A 14,098-nucleotide genomic window follows, 5' to 3' on the forward strand; every position below is an offset into this window, starting at 1 on the left:
GGCACCGATGCGCTGTTGCCCAAAGGCGGCCGGTTTCCGGATGGTGAGCCGTCGGCAGGCCGTCGAAGACATGCCGTCCGAGCGAATACGGCTTCAGTCGTTGCGCGGCAGCGGAATCGGGACCGCCTGCCCGCTGGCAAGATTGATGAAACCGCCCGCATGGCCGATCGAGCCCCGGCCGAGCAGGTCGAACAGCAGCGCGAGGGCGTGGCTCGCCATGACGCGGTTGACGAACAGCGACTGGCGTTCAAGCGCCTCGGCAACAGAACAGGACGGGGCGTTGTCGTCAGGCACGCTGTCGTCGGCGAGTTCGGGGAAATATTCGAGTACGGTCGGAAGCCGTGCGCGAACCTTGGCGCCGGCCCGTGCGGGGCAGCCAACCAGAAACTGTCCGTCACTCGAGCGATTGCCGAGGTCCATCCAATAGGCGGGACCGTTCCGTTCATCAGCAAGCGCCGCTCCGATCGCACGGCGGGCCGAGGCCGTGTCGACACAGGTGATGAGGATATCGGCGCCGTCGACGCCGACCTTGCCGGGCGCGCGTCCGTGAACCGCCTTCCAGGCGAGGCCATGCGCAAGGTTGATGCGCTCGATGAGCGTCCGCGCCTTTGAATTGCCGAGATCGCAGCGAAAGAAGGGCTGCCGGCCGAGATTGGCCTCGGTGACGATATCGTCGTCGACCACGGTGACGTGCAGCGATCGCGAGGAGATCTCGCGCAGCGCCATGTCGAGCGAGGCGAGTCCCATAAGCATCTGCGCGCCGTTGCCGCCGCAGCCTATGAGCAGAACCTTGAGCGTGCGGTCGCCGAATGCGGCTGGAAGATAGTGGCGGGCGCTGGTGTCAGGCGGCATGATGGTCTCCTGCAAATGGGCTGCGCGGCAGCGGCAGGAACATGCCGCCGGCGCAGAGGCGCGACGCTCTTGTGGGACCGTCGAGCTGGTCCAACCGGCCGAACACGAGCGATATCTTCGTCGCGTGCGCGTCGTCGGCATCGTCGGTGGCGCTGAAGAAGGCCGGCCCGGTGCCATGGCTATGGATGTCGCAGATCATGTGCCAATCGGGCGGCAGGACCGGCGTGCGATAGACAAGGCGCGAGGGCGTGGCCTCGTCGATGACGGGAAAGTCCAGGGCGAACTCGCGCGAGGCCTCGTTCCAGAGAATAAAAGCCGCGCTTTCATTCGGTAGGGCCGCGCGCAGCGACTCGAGGACTGATGTGAGGAATCCCGCGGGGATGAACCCGCAGCGCAGGTCTGCCTTTGGGCCGCCGACGCTACCATAAGGCAGGTGCGCCGCAATCGGCCGTGTGACCGGAATGTCGAGCGCGAGCCATGGACGGCGCAGGATCAGGAGGACGCCATCCGTCCCGACAGCGAGGCCGCGCCCGACCCGAGCGGCGCGTAGTGCGTCGAGCGCCGGCGATCCGCCATGCAGCGGGACCGGATAGCAGGGCACATCGGCAAGGAGCGCGGCAGCCGTGGGATCGTCGGCGAGCAAGGCGGTCATTTCGCGCCTCCGATGATTCTGCCAACGGTTACTGGTTCGGTCGATGAGCGCCGTCCCTGCCGGGCGCCGGCGCCAAACGGCTTGAGGCGCTTGATCGGAAAGCGCTTCGCACGGCGGGCGGCAAGACCGTCCCAGAGCCGGACGAGGCCGCCCTTGCCGCTGATGGTGAACTCCTGTCCCGGATTTGGGTGCGTCGACCAACTGTCGAACACCGCCCGCTCGAACTCCGGGATGGACGAAATGGCGAGCGCGCGCGGTGTCGGGATATTGCCCCAGCAAAGCGATCCATTGACGAAGACGTTGAGGATCGGTGAGTGCAGCACGCGCGTGTCGGCGGTCGGACGCTCGTTCACGGGCAGCGCGTAGACACCGAGGCGCGACCCGGTGGCGATGAACAGATGTGCGGGATAGGGCACCGGCACGACCGTTCGTTCCGTCAGGACCTGAAGCCCCGCCAAACGCGTCGACAGGTTGAAATAGGCGGGGCGCACCTGTTCGGGAACCCACCAGACAAGCATGTCGGGGTGAGCGACCAGTATGTTTTCGGGCAGGAGTTCGGGTCGGACTGTCCGCCCGAGGGCTTCGGTCCATTGCCGCAGATGCGCGCGAGAGAGCGGAACGCCCGCGGCTATCGTCGGCCGGCCCTCGTCGTCATGCTCGACCGCGTGCATGCTGGCGAACGCCCCCGCATCCCCGCGGTGGGCACCATAGGAGCTGAAATTGCGCGGCCCTTCGCTGCGGTAGAGCAGGATCGCGCCCCTCAGGACCAGGCCGCCGCCAGCGGCTTCGAACTGGGTAGAATGTTCGGACATTGGACACCTCAGAGTTTGGCTGGATCGACCTGGATCAGCTCTTGTGCTGCGAGCAGGAATTCCGCGCCGAGCCGTACGGACGCGAACCAGTCGTCGATGTGGTGTGCATCCCGCAGCGGGCACAGCCCGGCGACCTCCATGAAGCCCATCTCCATGCCGTTGCGGGCGACATCATCGAGTTCGCGCGCGAAGTGATCGAAGGGAACGAGCGTGAGCGGCGGAAGGGACGAGCATTCCTCGATGCCGGGGATATAGTCGTAGGCGACCTCGAGATCGAAGTCCCATGCGTTGCGTTCGGGCCGGAGAGAGCCGACAGCTTTGTGCGCGGCGTGAAATCTCTTGAGTTTCTGCCGCAGGCCTGATGGGAGCCGCGCTGAAGGCGCCGCGTTTTCCTTGATCATCCATTCGGGCCGACGCGCGTTCATTTCGGACGGCAGCGTAAGTTCGTCGAGCTCGTCCGCGTCCGCGCCGTGATAGGCTATCAGGCTTTGCCGCGCGCGTTCGTCGTCGGTCTCGCCATCCCAATAGTAGATAGATATCTCGTTGAAGAGATCCTCGTAGCTGAAGATCGGAAGGACGCGGCCGAGGCACTGCTCGAGCGCCCTGTATGCGGCGGCGCGCCAGGGAATGGGCGCATCGCCGGTTTCGATCCATCCCAGTTCGATCTGGCCCAAGTTCTGGCAGATCACGGCAATCGCCGGCGTGCCGTCCCCCTCCTTGAGAATGACGGCGACCCTGAAGTCGGCGATTTCGATGGGATCGAGGATCTCGAGCACGGCGGCGTTGAAAATGCCTTCGATATGCTGACGGGCCGCGGCGCGCGTGTATAATCCCGACGACGCTTCCCGCGCGGCGACCCAGCGGCCGATCAGCTTGTGATGCGGCGGCAGCGGCGCATCGAATATCGCGGGGACATCCGCCGAGATCGCGACGGCGCGCCCCGCGAGGTCAGCCGAGCGGCGGGAGGGGCAAGCCGGCCGGGCATGCAAGCGGTTCCGGGGTTTCGCGGTTCCCGTCATAGGGGTCGGAGAGGATCCGCGCATGGAGCGCCTTGGCCTGACTGCTGCAGGCAGGTTGGGAGATATCAGCCGAGTTGCCATCGTTCTCGATCCATTCGATGAGGCTTTTGCGGGGTGCGGCCGGGATAGCCGCGCGTTTAGCGTGCGGCATGGGTCAGCCCTTGGTGCCGACCGCGCGGCGATATTCGGTCACGTGCGCCGTGCCCGAAACGCCGACGTCGATCATCTCGGCGTTTGTTATCGCCGGGTAGAGGGTGGCGTGATAGGCGCGCAGGGCATCCGGGTCACCCGCGAGATGCGGCGGCACCGGAAGGTCGATACCGTCGTAGCGATAGGCGCGCGTGAGTTGATTAACCTGCATATGAGATCTCCGGGTTGGTGATGAGGGAACGGGTCGAGCGGATCGGCTCAGAACAGGGTGGCGGGTTCATCTGCCTTGGCGTCAGCCGGGGGACTGGTCGGCGTCTCGATCTTCGGAGGGCTGGTCGGAGCGGGCGGCTTGGTCGCCGCAGCCTTGGCGGCCTTTGCCTTCGCAGCTTCCGCCGCGGCGGCCCTGGCGTCTTCGTCCGCCTGCCGCTGCTCGGCAATCTGGTCCGCGAGCGTCCTGCGCGTGGCGATGAGCTGGCCGAGCGCGCCGTTCGCGCCGCGCGCCAATTCGGCATCGATCTCCTCGGCGCTGGCCGTGATCGAGATTGGCCGGGTCTCGCTGCCGTCGAGCGCGGCAGACTTTGGGCCCGCCTTACGCGGAATGATCGTCAGGGTGACGGTCTCGTCGGGTCCGGCGACCATGTCGAGACCGAGCGAATAGCGGACGAGCAGCGGGAGCAGGCTTGTAACAAGCATGTCGGTATCCTTTGTCTGGGAGTGTGGGGAAGCCGGTCAGGCAGCGAGTTCCGCGATCGGCGCTTCGGCCTGGTGGGCACCGCGGTCCGGGGGCGCACCATAAGTGCCGTCGAGGGTAATGGCGCTCGGCAGGCGCCCGGCCCAATCGAAGCCGATCCGATTGAGCATGCCGGTAATCAGCTCGGGCTTCTTTGAGGCGAGCATCTTCGCGAACCGCTTCTCGCCTACATGTGCGACAAGGCCGCATTCCTGGGCGATGAATTTGAGCTCGCCCTTCGTGTATCGCTCGAGAAACGACTGATCGACCTGCCAGCTTGGCCGAAGGTCGACCTCGAACATCCTGGCGAGATCGGCGACATGGCCGAAACTGACCACATCCTTGGCGTAGGCGGCGCCGATGACGGACAGCACATTCGCCGCGCGGGCGTCGGGCAGCGCGCGGATCGCGGTGATCTGGGCGCTGTAGTCGAGCTCCGGAAACTCGGGGCCGACCAGCAGGCCGGCGCGCGACGTCAGCGTATTGGACTTGATCTGCGAGAGCGTGCCCGACATCGCCGCGACAAGGATGGTCGTGCGAGCCTGCTCGGCATTGCCGGCGAGCGCCCGGGCAAGCGCGGTTCGCCACATCGCCTCGCGAAGCTCGGTGGTGCGGGCTGCGATCGACCTGGCGGTGACAGCTGGCTTGTCCGCCGCACTGGCGCTGGTTGCGGGCTCGACCGGGGCGGCGGGCGTCGCGGCGCGCGTACCGGCGCCATCCAAGTTCAAGGTGGTAGCGTCGGAACGCGGCTGAGTGTCGGGCGATGACGTGGTGTCCTCGATCCCATCACTATGATCGTCACCGTCGTCCGTCTCGACGGGGGGTGGAGCCGCGGCCCGTGCGGCCTTCGCGGCGCGTTCTTCCTGTTCGAAACGGATCACCTCGGCGGCTTCGGTCTTGAGTTCGAAGCACGCCGCGTTGGTGCAATAGCCGTCGTCGACATGAGTTTCGAAAAGCGCGCGCTGCGTGGCCGAGTTGAACGGGCAGCTCGTGCATTCACTTTTGTCGAAGCGCGCGCCGCCGAGATGCTGCGTGACGCGCATAAGCAGTTCGCGCGTCTTGTTCACATCGAGAGCGGCTTTCAGGATCGTATCGAGGGCCTTGTCCTGCTTGTCGCCGGGAACCGCAGCGAGCAGTTCAGCATGGCCGAGCTTGATCCGGCGTTCGTCGAGCGCGGTTTTGACCACCTCGGAGAGATTGGCGAGCGCAAGGCGGCGATCGAGCTTATCGCGCGACCATCCGAGCCGCCGTATGGCCTCGGCCCGGTCGCCCTGGCACGCGGCAAGGTAGCGGACAGCGGCATCCGCCTGCTCGGTCTCGGAAGGATCGTCACGATCGTCGTTCTCGGCGATCGCGGCTTCGAGGGCTTCCTGGTCCGTCATCTCGCGGATGATGACTGGCACTTCGCCGTCGGCGCCGTAGACCTCTAGCCCCGCCCGGTAACGGCGCTCTCCGCAGACGATGGCGAAGACGTCGGCTCTCGGGCGGAGCAATATGGGCTGAATAATGCCGCGCAGCCGGATCGAGGCGACCATTTCCTCGTGCTTTTTCCGGTCGAAGTAGCGGCGGGGATTGTCGCCCTTCACGATTCTGGATAGCGACAGTGTGGCGGGATAGCTCTGTTGTGGCGAGGTCAAGGCTCGTCTCCTTGTGGAATTTGGCGGGCTGATCAGAGCCGCCTCGGCGTCCCGCCGCGCGTGCCTGAATGTGCGGATCGCAGCCGACCGTCAGGCCACCTGCTCCAACCACCTCCTTCCCTCTCTCCCTTCTGCGCGATGCAGGTCGTTCCAGTCGTTGAAGCCGCCGCCGGGAAACCTGGTCTCGATCACAAGACCCGGCCGCGTGTGCGCCTGCCGGGCGCGTCGCGCGCAACGGCGACCCGGAGGATCATCGTCAGGGAGGAGAATAAGATGCTCGACCCGCTCGGGTATTGTGACCAGAGGCAAGCGATCGGACCCCAACGCGGCCCAAACCGGAATGCCCAGCCGAAGATGCGCGGACCATGCGGTCTCCCACCCCTCAGCGAGGCCGAGCACGGAAGTTGCGGTACCAAAGCGAACCGCGCCGCCGAGGGGTCGGCCCAGCAGCCGTTTCGGGGGATCGAGGTCGGCGATCGGCAGACCAGTGCGAGGATCGAGGAAGAGCCGCTCCAGAGCTATGACGCCGGTATCGCACTCCACAGCGGCAAGCAGCGCGGGGCGGAAGCAGACGTTTTCCCCGCGCCCGTAGGGAACCCGATCGTGATAGCGGAGCGAGGGATACGAACCAGCCAGTCTGCGAGATGCGAGATAAACTTCGGCCGGTGTATCGCCAATCGGACCGGCTTCCCTCCAGAGAGAGCGTATCCGTCCCGAGAGTTGGCGCTCTTGCCCATCGGGCATGGTGCGACCGCCTTCGTTCGAAGGGATGCGGTGCTGGTCACCGCGAAGCGCGCGAATGACTTCGATGGTGGAGCACCCCGCAAAGCATTTGAACAGGATACCGCGTTCACCGACCCGGACAGAAAGGCTCGGGCGATGATCGTCATGGGCGGGGCAACGGCACATTGCACCCGATGGCTTCCATTCGCCGCCCAGGGATTTGACGATGCTGGCGGCGGCCGCATGCAAGCGGGGATCGGCGCTGGTCCGCGAAAGGGCCATGAGAAAAACTCCAGCTGAAGGCTATCCTCCAACCCAAGCCCCCTCCCCTTCCGGAATGGTGACGCGACGTGAGATCAGGAGGTCTGTGACAGACAGCGAAGCGAACCTTCCGCACAGTCCGCACCTCGTGTGATCTCGATTGAAGAATGGATGGTCCTACTGCGGAAGGAAGTCCGACGGGAGTTCGCCGCAGCTAGGCCTTGTCCGCCTGGTATGTCCGTGCGAATATTCCGACATGCCATGAGCAAGCGATCCGGAGTAATCTATGGCCGAACTGGAAAGGAAGCTGACGCCGGAAATGCGGCAGACGATTGATGAGCCAAATCCTACGGTTTTGGCGATAGAAAAGCTTATCCATGCCGCAAAAGGTGATGACAAAGCGATCGAAACAATTGTGCGCGGATACATCCGCAACGCCATATATGTCTTTCAGCGCCATATGGTGGCGAGCGCTCTTCGTGATCTCGATCTGACAAAGGATGATCTCAGTGAGGATCTGGTGGCGCAGATTGTCGCGGATACGGGAGAATATATGGGCAAGTTTCGAGACTGGCTTCTCCTCGAGTTGAATCACGCCAACGGAACGCCAAAGACGACAAACTAGTGGGCGATCCGACTCAAAGGACAGGCAAGGTGAAGAGACCGATGATCGAACTTGATCCAAGTGTTGCCGACGAAGTGCCTTGGTCGGACAACATCACGCCCTATGACGATCAGCATACCATCACATATTTCCGGCTATTGGGCGCCGACGTCGCGGGCGCGGATTGGCAAGAGGTTGCCCGGTCGTGCTACACCGTGATCCGATCGCCGAGCCGGAGCGGACTCTGCATTGCTGGAAAGATCATCTGCGCCGCGCGAAGTGGATGACGGAGGTCGGCTATTGCAGAATTCTGGCCCAGCAGCGGGAGACGCTGCAATAACCCACCAGTCGCTATTCGGTATCTTGACACGTCCCCCAATATCGAGGTGCCAAGAATCGTTGTCTCAATGGCGGAGCGGCCTCGTCGGGGGTGGCGTTCCACGAAATTCATCAAAGGCGAAATCGTCGCCCAATGCGTAACGACGTAGCGGATCATCTGCTGTCACGCGGCTCGCCAGTACCTCGCGCTCGGTCACATAACGCAGCCGGCTCCAGTCCAGCACGCCGTCGACAAGGCTTTCGGCGCGCAGGAAATCCATATCTGGTCCTGCCGGTGGAGCGAAGGCTTCAAGATTACCACCTGCATCTTCGAGATGCGCTGCCACCAGATCGCATATAAAATTGAATATCCGCATGAGGCCAAGCCGACTCTGCTCATCGGTGATCGCTTCATGCAGCACCTATACCTCATTACGGAATGCGGGGCGCGGGACCGCATCTCCTTCGCCATAGGACATGAGCCGATCCCAAAGATCGATGACGCGTTGATCCATCGTTTGTCCTTCCGGCCAGATTGTACGACCAGGCAGTTAGAAGGCACCGTTGGGCAAAGGAAATTCGGTCCGTTTGTCCTCGAGATAGCGTGCCCTTCGAATTCGTTCTTTCGCTGCCTGCGCCGACACTCCGCAGCGCTTGGCCACCTGTTCGTAAGTCAGATTCTCGCGCTGCTTCGTCTCGCGGAGATGCACGTCGAACGCATGGCTACGCCTATACGCGTTAAGCTCACGGTCCACAGCGGCAAGACCGCCCTCCGGGTCCCGAAAGAAATGTGCCGGCACGGCCGATTGTCCGGGAAGTCGAGCACTAAAACCCCAGCCATAGCGCTTCATGATCCTGGCAAGATCATAATAGGAGATCCGGCCAAATCCGCCGATCAACACGAGGCTTTCGTGCGATCGGGTCGCTACATTGCTGAGGCGCAACGTCTCACCGCCAAGGTCGAAGGCTGCATCGTGTATCAGGCAGTTGCGTGTGCGGGGTAGGATAAGGTGCCAGGCGGCTAAGGCCTCGATCGCCGGGTCGGCTCTACCTGAAGGTTCAAGGTCGGCATCGCACGGTGGTGACAGTGGCTCTCGATCAACCGCGTCCAGAATATTGTTTGCCATTGTGAGAATGGCACGTCGTTCTGTCCGCGATTGCCCGTTGAGCAGCCGCGCGATGTCGCGTGCGAGTTTACTGCGACTGAACTCTATAGCATCTTCCGCATTCATGCATTCCTCCGCCGATCCAAATATCAGATCGGCATGCCATATCCGTTCTGACGAATAGATGATTATCGCCATACACGGACAAAACCTTACCATGGCCACCCGCCAGCGCTCCACCGCGGGTTCTTATCATCGCCTCCAATATGTGGAAGCTGCAGGGAGGTCGCCGATCAGAGTGCAGAATGGCACGTTATTCCAACGGCTTGCAGTCCTGTGAAGTCGGTCCATCATTGCAACTGCAAGCGCAATCCCGACAGGTTTCGGCGTAGCCGAGCAAAAGGGCGCTAAAACAGGCATCCATCTTCTTGCGGCCCTCCGACGTGAACCGCACATTGACCCGGCGTCCATCGGAAGGGTCAGGCATCCGCTCGACAATGTTCTGCTCCTCCATCACCGCCAGGCACCGACGGCCCGTCATCTCGGATGCTTTGGACGCAAGCCACAAGCTGGTTAGAGATGTCTTCAGGCCCTGACTTTCGCGCCAGTAGAGGTCGAGAAGCATCTCACTTCCAGGATCTGAGCAGAGTGAGCCGAACGTTGCTGTCGACGTCGCTCTTGCCTTGATGATCGACCTGCAAAGAGGCGCGAAAACGGCTGGGCGACCGTGCTCGTCCAGCATAGGTTCAATTTGAGCATCGTGTTTCATGGGCATCGCTCTCCGTCCCATCGCGAGTATCATCGCGCGAACCGCGTCGATGTCCCGCTCTTGATTGTCCCCCACTGTATGGAACGGAATGTTCCAAGGGCATCATGCACGAATTCCATCGTGCGGCAATGTGTCGTTATGAGGGGATATTCGCTATGGATGTGGTTAACATCGCGAGACATTTTCGCTGATCTCGTCCGCAGATTGGCACGGTGGCTCATCAGCGCCTGACAAGACGTGCGACGTCGAACCAGCGCATTAGCTTGAACTTTCAGATGCGACGCGTTAGCTGGCTTTTCAGCGCCACGGGTCGGCGTGCTCCGTGGCACATTTCGTGGCACATTTAGGGTAATGGAGGGTAATCTAGGGCAAGCTGACTATTGAAAAATAGTGGTTTATTTCCCCTCCGATCCCCTGTAGTGTCCCCAAAATCCGGTTCGAGTCCCGTAGGGGTCACCATTTCGGCGATTTTCCGCAGATTTGCGAGAAACTCCGGCAGGCACCCCCAGCGCCCTACGATGCCGTTATCAACGCCTGCAGACAGGCGAGGCTTACGCCGAAGTTGGTTCACTCCGCGCCACAAATTGAGCCTGTGTTGTCGCTGATGGCGGCTGATATAGAATCTCATCGGGTTCCATCACTTGGGCGAAATGCGAAGCTGCCCCAGATCGCTTCCCGCGGGCCGCTGGAACAGGCGCAGCCCGAATTCGGGCAGGATCGCGATAAGATGGTCGAAAATATCGGCCTGTATGCCTTCATATTCGGCCCAGACGATGGTGTTGGCGAAGGCGTAGATTTCCAGCGGCAGTCCATGTTCGCTGGGCGCCAGCTGGCGCACCAGCAGGGTCTGGTCGGCGCGAATATTCGGATGCGCGCGCAGATAGGCCAGCACATAGGCGCGAAAGGTGCCGATATTGGTCAGCCGCCGGCCATCCAGCCTGTTGTCCGCCGCATGGTCCCCATTCCAGCGTGACAGGTCATGCTGCTTGTCATGCAGATAGGTTCGGAGCAGGCCGAAGCGTGCGACGGCATCAAACCCTGCCTCATCGAGAAAGCCGACACTGTTCTGGTCGATCACCAGCGCCCGCATGATCCGGCGGCCGCCCGATTCCTGCATCCCGCGCCAGTTGCGAAAACTCTCGCTGATCAGCCTGTGCGTCGGGATGGTGGTGATGGTGCGATCGAAATTCTGGACCTTCACCGTGTGCAGCGCGATGTCGATCACGTCGCCATTGGCGTCGAGCTGCGGCATCTCGATCCAGTCGCCCACCCGGATCATGTCGTTGGAGCCGATCTGGACGGATGCGACCAGCGACAGGATCGTGTCCTTGAACACCAGCATCAGCACGGCCGCCATCGCCCCCAGCCCCGACAATAGCAGCAAGGGCGACTGGTCCATCAGCGCCGCGATCATCAGGATGCTCGCCGCGCCATAGACCAGCAGCTTGGCTACCTGCACATAGCCCTTGATCGGCCGGTTCGCGGCATCGGGGCGGCGCTGATACAGGTCGTTGCCGAGTGTCAGCAGGCCGCTCAAGGCGATGGCCAGCGTCAGGATGATGAAGGCGGTGCTCAGGCTGGCGATGAATCCGGCGAGCCTGACCGGCAGATGCGGGACGGCGGCGACGCCCGACTGGATGATAAGCGCCGGCACGATGTTCGACAGGCGCGCGACGACGGCACCAATATGCGCGGCCTCGACCCGGAACGGCAGATGATCGATCAGTCGCAGCAACAGGGTCAGGATGATACGCTTGGCCACCCAGTTGGCTGCCCAGGCGAATGCGCCGAGCAGCAGCAATCCCGTCATGGCCTGCAACCAGACATTGTCGACATAGCCGCGGGTGAGGATCTGGAGGCTGTCCGACGCGATATAGAGCTGGCTGATCATGCGGCGCGCTCCCCTTCGAACGGATCGTCGTGGAGCGACCGGCCTGCCGTTTCCGGCATGAAGCGGAGCGCAATCAGGCCGATGATGCAGGCCGCCATCATGTAGAAGGCGGGCATGAGTTCATTGCCGGTCGCGCCGATCAGCGCGCTGCCGATCGCCGGCGCCGTGCCGCCGAACAGCGAGGTCGACAGATTATAGGCGATCGCGAAGCCGGCGAAGCGTGCGATGGTGGGGAACAGCGCCGGGAAGGTCGCCGAAATCGTCGCCAGTTGCGGCACGTAGAGCAGGCCGAGCAGGACAAAGCCGATGATCGCGCCGACCAGCCCCGTCGCCATCAGCATGTGGAGCGGCACCACCGCGACCAGCAGGCCGATCAGCGACAGCCGCCACATCGGACGGCGGCCCACCCGATCGGACATATGGCCGGCGATCGGCAGGAAGATCATCATGAAGAGCATGCCGATGATCGGCACCACCAGCGCCTCGTCCGGGGACAGGCCGATGCGGCGCTGCAAATAGGTCGGCATGTAGCTGAGCAGCGTATAGTTGACGACGTTGAGCGCCACGACCAGCCCGCCCACGACCAGCATCGGCCGCTTATGGTCGCGCAGCAGCCGGGAAAGGGACGGCGATCCGCTGCCTTCGGCCGCCTGCTCGCGAAAGACCGGCGTGTCCTCCATCCGCGACCGCAGATACATGCCGATGAGGCCCATGGGCGCGGCCACCAGGAAGGGAATGCGCCAGCCCCAGGCATGCATGACCGCGTCCCCCAGCAGCAGCGAAAAGCCCAGCATCAGCGCCGCACCGAAGGAGAAGCCGGCGAGCGTGCCGAACTCCAGGAAGCTGCCATAGAAGCCGCGTCGGGCGTCGGGCGCATATTCGGCCATGAAGGTCGCGGCCCCGCCATATTCGCCGCCAGTGGAAAAGCCCTGCACCATGCGCAGGATGATGAGCAGCGCGGGCGCAGCACAGCCAATCTGCGCATAAGCGGGGATGAGGCCGACGGCCAGCGTCGCGCCCGACATCAACAATATGGTCAGCGCCAGCACCGACTTGCGCCCCAGCCGGTCGCCCAGTGGTCCCCAGAACAGGCCACCCAATGGCCGGACGAGGAAGGAAATGGCAAAGGTCGCCAGCGCGAACAAAATGGCATCATCCACCTCGCCGGGAAAGAGCGCGGCGGAGATATAGGTCACGCCATAGGCATAGATGCCATAGTCGAACCATTCGGTGGCATTGCCCAGCGCCGACGCCGCAATGGCCCGGCGCAACGTGGCCTGGTCGGCCTGTAAAGGGGCAGCAGGGCTGGCAGGAACGGCGGAAGCGGTCATTCGGTCAGTCCGTCTACGGTATTGGGATCGAGCAGCGAGGCCACCGGCGTGGTGCGCGGCACGATCTGGAAGTCCTGCTGGTCGGGCACCGGCACGGGCGGGGTCGCCGTCTGGCGCCAGAGGCCGAAGGCCAGCGTCGCGCCGGCACACAGGGCAATGAAGAGAAAGAGGCCGCTCGTCGGCGCCAGGCTCATCAGCAAGGCAGCGCCGAGCGGGCCGATCGCCGCGCCAACCGAATAGAGCAGCACCAGCCGCCCGCTCGCCGCGACCCGCTCGGTCGCCAGCAGCCGGTCGTTGCAGTGCGCGACGCAGAGCGGATAGAGGGCGAAACTGAGGCCGCCGAACAGGGCGCCGAGCGCCAGCAGCAGCGGGCCGCCCGACACCAACATCGCCAGCGCCGTGCAGACCGCCAGCGTCGCGGCAAAGCAGCCGACGATCACCCGCCGCCGGTCGAGCCGGTCCGACAGGCGCCCCAGCGGCCATTGCAGCGCGACACCGCCCAGGATGACGATCATCATGAAGCTAGCGGTCGCGCCAAGGTCCAGCCCCAGCCGGCGCACATGCACCGCAGCCATGCCATAGAAGGCGCCCAGCATCAGCCCGGTCGCAACCGAGCCGACCGTGCCAAGCGGTGACGCGGCATAGAGGGCGCGGATGGTGAAGGCCTGCGCATCGACCGGCGCGGGTGCGCTGCTTCGGGTCAGACAGAGCGGGATGATGGCCAGGGAAATGAGGATGGAGGCGATCTGGAATGGCACGGCGGGCAGCGCGCCGCTGGCGCCCAGCAGCAATTGCCCCACTGCCTGCCCCGAATAGAGGGCGACCATATAGGCGGCGAGCACGCTGCCGCGTGTTTGCGCCTCCGCCCGGTCGTTGAGCCAGCTTTCCAGACAGATGAATACGCCCGCGACGCAGATGCCGTCGATCAGGCGCAGTCCGGCCCAGAAGAGCGGATATCGGACCAAGGCATAGGCCAGCGTGCTGGCCGACAGCAGCGAGACGAAGGCGGCGAAGGCGCGTATATGCCCCACCTGTCGCACGATCGCCCCGGCCCGCAACGCACCCACCACAAGCCCACCGAAATAGGCGGTGGCGACAGCACCGATCGCCATCGTGCCTGCCCCTGCCCGCTCCAGCCGCAGGCCGATCAGCGTGGACAGGAAGCCGCTGCCCGCCATCAGCATGAAGATGGCGAGCAGCAGGCTGCGGACGGGGTGGATCGCGGCGAACATGGGGGATGACC

General features: G+C 63.5%; 16 protein-coding genes. 2 read left to right on the plus strand and 14 right to left on the minus strand.

Features of this window, described 5'->3' with window-relative positions; translation table 11 throughout:
- Nucleotides 1–93 precede the first annotated feature (93 nt).
- The 8 genes from VHN57_RS10765 to VHN57_RS10800 form a co-directional block, all read right to left on the minus strand.
- The gene (locus VHN57_RS10765) at nt 94–852 is read right to left on the minus strand and encodes a PRTRC system ThiF family protein (RefSeq protein ID WP_048575826.1); all 759 of its coding nucleotides are present in this window, start codon (nt 850–852) and stop codon (nt 94–96) included.
- Nucleotides 842–1,504: a PRTRC system protein A gene (locus tag VHN57_RS10770; RefSeq protein ID WP_048575827.1), complete on the minus strand. Its 663-nt coding sequence runs from the start codon at nt 1,502–1,504 to the stop codon at nt 842–844. Before VHN57_RS10770 ends, VHN57_RS10765 begins: the two co-directional genes overlap by 11 nt.
- On the minus strand, nt 1,501–2,316 hold the full coding sequence (locus tag VHN57_RS10775; protein WP_048575828.1) for a PRTRC system protein B: 816 nt from the start codon (nt 2,314–2,316) through the stop codon (nt 1,501–1,503). Before VHN57_RS10775 ends, VHN57_RS10770 begins: the two co-directional genes overlap by 4 nt.
- An 8-nt stretch (nt 2,317–2,324) precedes the next feature.
- Nucleotides 2,325–3,335: a hypothetical protein gene (locus tag VHN57_RS10780; protein ID WP_231923290.1), complete on the minus strand. Its 1,011-nt coding sequence runs from the start codon at nt 3,333–3,335 to the stop codon at nt 2,325–2,327.
- A gap of 154 nt (nt 3,336–3,489) precedes the next feature.
- Nucleotides 3,490–3,696, minus strand: a complete 207-nt coding sequence (locus tag VHN57_RS10785; protein WP_048575830.1) for a PRTRC system protein C — start codon at nt 3,694–3,696, stop codon at nt 3,490–3,492.
- A gap of 47 nt (nt 3,697–3,743) precedes the next feature.
- Nucleotides 3,744–4,178, minus strand: a complete 435-nt coding sequence (locus VHN57_RS10790; RefSeq protein ID WP_048575831.1) for a PRTRC system protein E — start codon at nt 4,176–4,178, stop codon at nt 3,744–3,746.
- 36 nt (nt 4,179–4,214) lie between these two features.
- Nucleotides 4,215–5,852, minus strand: coding sequence for a PRTRC system ParB family protein (locus tag VHN57_RS10795; RefSeq protein WP_423283798.1), 1,638 nt, complete (start codon nt 5,850–5,852; stop codon nt 4,215–4,217).
- A gap of 90 nt (nt 5,853–5,942) precedes the next feature.
- Nucleotides 5,943–6,857: a DUF7146 domain-containing protein gene (locus VHN57_RS10800; protein ID WP_082166042.1), complete on the minus strand. Its 915-nt coding sequence runs from the start codon at nt 6,855–6,857 to the stop codon at nt 5,943–5,945.
- 265 nt (nt 6,858–7,122) lie between these two features.
- On the opposite strand from VHN57_RS10800, the gene VHN57_RS10805 reads away from it, so the two are divergent.
- Both VHN57_RS10805 and VHN57_RS10810 read left to right on the plus strand, forming a co-directional pair.
- Nucleotides 7,123–7,461 (plus strand): hypothetical protein, encoded by a 339-nt coding sequence (locus tag VHN57_RS10805; RefSeq protein WP_048575834.1) that lies wholly within the window; start codon nt 7,123–7,125, stop codon nt 7,459–7,461.
- A 41-nt stretch (nt 7,462–7,502) separates the two neighbouring features.
- On the plus strand, nt 7,503–7,727 hold the full coding sequence (locus VHN57_RS10810) for a hypothetical protein (RefSeq protein WP_237449623.1): 225 nt from the start codon (nt 7,503–7,505) through the stop codon (nt 7,725–7,727).
- Nucleotides 7,728–7,844: 117 nt separating this feature from the next.
- On the opposite strand, the gene VHN57_RS10815 is transcribed toward VHN57_RS10810, so the two are convergent.
- The 6 genes from VHN57_RS10815 to VHN57_RS10840 all read right to left on the minus strand — a co-directional run bounded on the left by VHN57_RS10815 (nt 7,845) and on the right by VHN57_RS10840 (nt 14,087).
- Nucleotides 7,845–8,180: a hypothetical protein gene (locus VHN57_RS10815; protein WP_237449622.1), complete on the minus strand. Its 336-nt coding sequence runs from the start codon at nt 8,178–8,180 to the stop codon at nt 7,845–7,847.
- Between the two features lie 129 nt (nt 8,181–8,309).
- Nucleotides 8,310–8,990, minus strand: a complete 681-nt coding sequence (locus tag VHN57_RS10820) for a hypothetical protein (protein ID WP_144033781.1) — start codon at nt 8,988–8,990, stop codon at nt 8,310–8,312.
- A gap of 187 nt (nt 8,991–9,177) precedes the next feature.
- Nucleotides 9,178–9,633 (minus strand): helix-turn-helix domain-containing protein, encoded by a 456-nt coding sequence (locus VHN57_RS10825; RefSeq protein ID WP_144033782.1) that lies wholly within the window; start codon nt 9,631–9,633, stop codon nt 9,178–9,180.
- Between the two features lie 637 nt (nt 9,634–10,270).
- Nucleotides 10,271–11,524 (minus strand): mechanosensitive ion channel family protein, encoded by a 1,254-nt coding sequence (locus VHN57_RS10830; protein ID WP_278986654.1) that lies wholly within the window; start codon nt 11,522–11,524, stop codon nt 10,271–10,273.
- On the minus strand, nt 11,521–12,855 hold the full coding sequence (locus VHN57_RS10835; protein WP_423283802.1) for an MFS transporter: 1,335 nt from the start codon (nt 12,853–12,855) through the stop codon (nt 11,521–11,523). Before VHN57_RS10835 ends, VHN57_RS10830 begins: the two co-directional genes overlap by 4 nt.
- Nucleotides 12,852–14,087 carry an MFS transporter gene (locus VHN57_RS10840; RefSeq protein WP_017498924.1) on the minus strand — a complete coding sequence of 412 codons (1,236 nt, stop codon included), beginning with the start codon at nt 14,085–14,087 and terminating at the stop codon, nt 12,852–12,854. The genes VHN57_RS10835 and VHN57_RS10840 overlap by 4 nt, the downstream gene beginning before the upstream one ends.
- Nucleotides 14,088–14,098: the final 11 nt, after the last annotated feature.

This window comes from Sphingobium salicis subsp. salicis, from assembly GCF_049472635.1.
In the GTDB taxonomy this organism is placed as follows: Bacteria; Pseudomonadota; Alphaproteobacteria; order Sphingomonadales; family Sphingomonadaceae; genus Sphingobium; species Sphingobium yanoikuyae_A.